Origin of the sequence: Methylobacterium iners, assembly GCF_022179305.1 — a bacterium.
GTDB classification, from domain to species: Bacteria; Pseudomonadota; Alphaproteobacteria; order Rhizobiales; family Beijerinckiaceae; genus Methylobacterium; species Methylobacterium iners.
The window spans coordinates 1-3,983 of record NZ_BPQP01000133.1 but is presented as its reverse complement, the minus strand read 5'-3'; the positions used below and the strand labels follow the sequence as shown (position 1 = coordinate 3,983).

The 3,983-nt window shown below is 65.1% G+C and carries 5 protein-coding genes; 2 read left to right on the top strand and 3 right to left on the bottom strand.

Going from position 1 to position 3,983, the window contains the following annotated elements; genetic code table 11:
* Positions 1 to 493: Crp/Fnr family transcriptional regulator (locus MFF55_RS25940; protein ID WP_238247043.1), on the bottom strand; the 493-nt coding region annotated here is incomplete at its 3' end.
* Between the two features lie 178 nt (positions 494 to 671).
* Between MFF55_RS25940 and MFF55_RS25935 the strand changes: the two genes are divergently transcribed.
* Together MFF55_RS25935 and MFF55_RS25930 are read left to right on the top strand one after the other, a co-directional pair.
* Positions 672 to 1,391: a Crp/Fnr family transcriptional regulator gene (locus MFF55_RS25935; protein ID WP_238247041.1), complete on the top strand. Its 720-nt coding sequence runs from the start codon at positions 672 to 674 to the stop codon at positions 1,389 to 1,391.
* Between the two features lie 303 nt (positions 1,392 to 1,694).
* On the top strand, positions 1,695 to 2,735 hold the full coding sequence (locus tag MFF55_RS25930; protein ID WP_306421480.1) for a PAS domain-containing protein: 1,041 nt from the start codon (positions 1,695 to 1,697) through the stop codon (positions 2,733 to 2,735).
* Positions 2,736 to 2,952: 217 nt separating this feature from the next.
* Here MFF55_RS25930 and MFF55_RS25925 read toward each other — a convergent pair whose 3' ends face one another.
* Together MFF55_RS25925 and MFF55_RS25920 are read right to left on the bottom strand one after the other, a co-directional pair.
* Complete coding sequence (locus tag MFF55_RS25925) at positions 2,953 to 3,351, bottom strand: (R)-mandelonitrile lyase (protein ID WP_238247039.1); 399 nt, start codon at positions 3,349 to 3,351, stop codon at positions 2,953 to 2,955.
* A 31-nt stretch (positions 3,352 to 3,382) separates the two neighbouring features.
* On the bottom strand, positions 3,383 to 3,982 hold the full coding sequence (locus MFF55_RS25920; RefSeq protein WP_373874876.1) for an SDR family NAD(P)-dependent oxidoreductase: 600 nt from the start codon (positions 3,980 to 3,982) through the stop codon (positions 3,383 to 3,385).
* Position 3,983: the final 1 nt, after the last annotated feature.

Sequence of the window (3,983 nt, the reverse complement as noted above, 5' to 3'; positions counted from 1 at the left end):
CCACCTCCAGGCGGGCGAGCAACTCGCAGAGCAGATGCGCAAGGCGCTGATGCGCTTCGCGGGCACCGAGATTGACCAGCCACTCGCGCAGCACCGCCTCGTCGACGAGCGCACACCACCAGAAGGCCCGCGTGATCCGCGGATGCTTGGCGGTGATCTCGTCGATGGCGGCGCGCGGGATGTCCACGACCTGGCAGGCCGAGATCGTGCCGATGTTGTGGTCCATCTGGTCGAGGATGAACACGTTGAGATCGCAGAAATCGCCCGGCAGGAGGTAGGCCATGATCTGGCGCTGGCCGTTGGGCAGCATCTTGTAGCGGCAGGCGAAGCCGTCGAGGATGAGGTGGACGTTCTCGGGATTGTCGCCCTCGCTGATGAGGTCGATCCCAGCTCCGACCTGCCGCACCCGCGGCACCAGGGCATTGAGCGCCACAAGGTCCCGATCGCTCAGGGCCTCGAAGCTCTCCAGCTTCTGGATCAGTGCGTGCTGCATCAGGCCTCACATCGGCGATGTCCCACCATGCCTATGTCCGAAACCCGACATCCAACCGATCATATGATGGGAATTTGCGAGAAAGCTCGGATCGGCGTAGGGTCCCGCATCGTTTGCACGCATCAGGGCGCAGGCGGCTGAGAGCCTCATGCTCCCGCCCTGACCGTGAACGAGCCCTGTGTCCCACCCGAACCAGAGCGCCTGCCGGAACCGCCTGCTGGCGGCCCTGGCGCCCGTCGACTTCGCCCTGCTGCAGCCCCGCCTCGAACTGGTGACGCTGGCGCTTGGTGAACGGCTGATCGAACCAAACACACCGATCAAAGCCGTGCACTTCATCGAGCAGGGCATCATGTCGAGCATCGCCGTGACCGCCGACGGCGAGAGGATCGAGCTTGGGCTGGTCGGCCGGGAAGGCTTCGTCGGCGTCCCCGTCCTGCTGGAGGCCGACCGGACCCCGCACGAGGTCTGCGTGCAGGCGGGCGGATTGGCCTGGTCGCTGCCGGTCGCGGCCCTCTACGAGGCGCTGGAGCTCAGTCCCGATCTCGACGTCCTGCTGCTGCGCTATGCCCAGACCGTGCAGATCCAGGCGGCCTGCACGGCGCTGGCCAACGGCCGCTACAAGATCGACCGGCGCTTGGCGCGCTGGCTGCTGATGTGCCACGACCGCGTCGAGGGCGACGTGCTGCCCACGACGCAGCAGTTTCTGTCGCTGATGCTGGGCGTGACCCGCACCAGTGTGACGGCCGTGATGGGAGACTTCGTGCGTGACGGTCTGATCGAGACCAAGCGCGGCACCATCACCATCTGCGACCGGGCCGGGCTCGCGGCGCTGGCAGGGTCGGCCTACGGACAGCCCGAGGCGGAGTACGAGCGGCTTCTTGGGAGCCTTGAGCACTAGGTCCTACCCGGCACCCCGTTTATCACCGGCTATGCTGAGTACGCCGTTTTCGGGAACGGTTAGCTTCGGCCCGGCATGTAGGTCCTGACCAAGCCGTTCGCCTTGGAGGCGCTCGCCTCGCGCATCAAGGAACTGATCACCGCGACTTGATGGTAGCACCTTCCAGCCCTCCCGTGGTGGTGCCCGTGGTCCATGCGATGACAGGCAACTTGTGCCCGATACGCAGGTTGATCAGGAGGCCAGGCACGGTGCGTCCGCACATCGAGCGCGAGCCGGAGGCTCAATCGACCACGGGAACGACGTATGGAGGGCATGTTCTCGGCCGACGGCGATCCTGAAGCAGTCGGCTCTGGGAACCCACGCCCAACGCCCGTCATGGATCTGAGCATCCTGCAGGCGGCCATGGAGGCTACGAACGAGGCCATCCTCATCACCTCAGCCGAATTCGATGAGCCTGGCCCGTGCATCGAGTACGCTAATCCTGCCTTTACCCGCATGACTGGGTACGAGGCGGAGGAGGTGGTGGGCCGGTCTCCCCGTTTTCTGCAAGGCCCCAAGACAGACCGCAAGGTCCTTGAACGTATCCGGGTTGCCTTGGTCGCCGGAGAACCTTTTCAGGGCGAGGCCATCAACTATCGGAAGGACGGCTCGACCTACTTCGTCGAGTGGCTCATCACCCCCATTCGCAGTGACGACGGTCAGATCTCCCACTGGGTCTCGGCCCAGCGCGACATCACCGAGCGACATGCCGCTGAAGACCGCCAAGCCTTGATGGTCCGCGAGCTGCACCATCGGGTGAAGAACACGCTTGCCACGGTCCAGGCCGTCCTGAACGCCACTGTCAGGTCATCGACGAGCATCCCGGACTTCGCCCGAATCCTCACGGGGCGCGTCACCTCTCTGGCAAAGACCCACGCCATGATCACCGAGGACGTGGATCAGGCGGTGATGTTCCGGCAACTGATCGAGGCGGAGCTCCTCGTCTACGAGAACGGACGCGGCCGGCTGTTGCTGGAAGGTCCGCCGGTCGTGCTGCCGTCGGCCCTGGCGGTGCCTATCGGGATGGCCTTGCACGAGCTGACGATCAACGCGCTCAAGCATGGCGCACTGGCCCACGCGGACGGCCGCATCGCGGTGACCTGGTCCCTTGAGGAGGACGCAGGTGGGAAGCGGCTGCACTGGGTCTGGAACGAGCACGATGGGCCTCCCGTGGCGCTGCCAACGCAGGAGGGCTTCGGATGGCGTGTCCTCAACCGCGTGCTGACCGCCCAGGTCGAGGCACAGGTGGACATCGCCTACGACCCGGATGGGCTGCGGGTGACGGTCGACGTGCCGCTTCGGTAAGCATCGTATGGCGACAGCGTCCTATGGGGACCGAGCCAGCCGCGTAGGATTAGTGGTTCAAGTTCGACGGTCGGTACCGCCTGCTCTCGACCCCTTGCCGACTTTCGGAAGGTCCGCTCCCAAGCTGTTGAGGCAGAGGCCAAGATCTAGGTTGGATGGAAACCTGCCGGTCCGCTCTTGGCGTCGTATCGCTGAAAGCGGACCTTGTCGCCAGTGCTCAGGACCCGGAATACTCCCCTTCGGTGACCTGCTCCATCCATGTCACAGCCTTGCCGTCGAGACGCTCTTGGATAGCGATGTGCGTCATCGCCGTGTTCGCACTGGCGCCATGCCAATGCTTCTCGTCCGGCTCGAACCAGACGACGTCGCCGGGTGCGATCTCCTCGATGGGGCCGCCCGCGCGCTGAACCCATCCGCGCCCGAACGTGACGATCAGCGTCTGGCCAAGCGGGTGCGTGTGCCAGGCCGTCCGTGCGCCCGGCTCGAATGTCACGCTAGCCATCGCGACGCGGGCCGGATCGGGCGCGCTGTGAAGCGGATCAATCCTTACCGTGCCGGTGAACCATTCCCTGGGCCCCGCGCCCGAGGGCTGAGTTCCGCTTCGCTTGATGTCCATGAGACCTATCCTCCATCGTTCGCAGTAAACGTCAGAGCGACCAGCCGCCGTCGACGACGATCGACGAGCCAGTGACAAAGCCGCCGAGGTCCGAGCACATCCAGAGAACGGCTTCGGCGATCTCCTCGGGCTTGCCGAGCCGGCCAACCGGCTCAAGGTCGATCGCCTTCTGGATGTCGCCGCCGGTGAAGCGGTCCATCATCGGCGTCTCGATGTTTCCAGGCAGAACGGCATTCACCCGGATGTTCTGGGTGGCGTAGTCGAGCGCAGCAGATTTGGTCATGCCGATGATCGCGAACTTCGAGGCGGCATAAGATGCCCCGCCGGCCACCCCTCGGATGCCGGCTCCGGACGAGGTGTTGACCACCACGCCGCCGCCTTGGCGCACCATCTGCGCCAGCTCGTGCTTCATGCAGACGAAGGTGCCCCGCAGATTGACGTCGAGGATGCGGTCCCACTCCTCGAGTTCGATCTCGTGCAGTGGGGCTGCCTTGTTCTCGACGCCCGCGTTGTTGAAGGCCACGTCGAGCCGCCCGAAGCGCTCGACCACCTGGCTCACGGCCGCCTCGACCTGCTCCGGCTTAGACACGTCGCACCCGATCGCCAACACCTCGGCGCCTAGGTTCGTCACT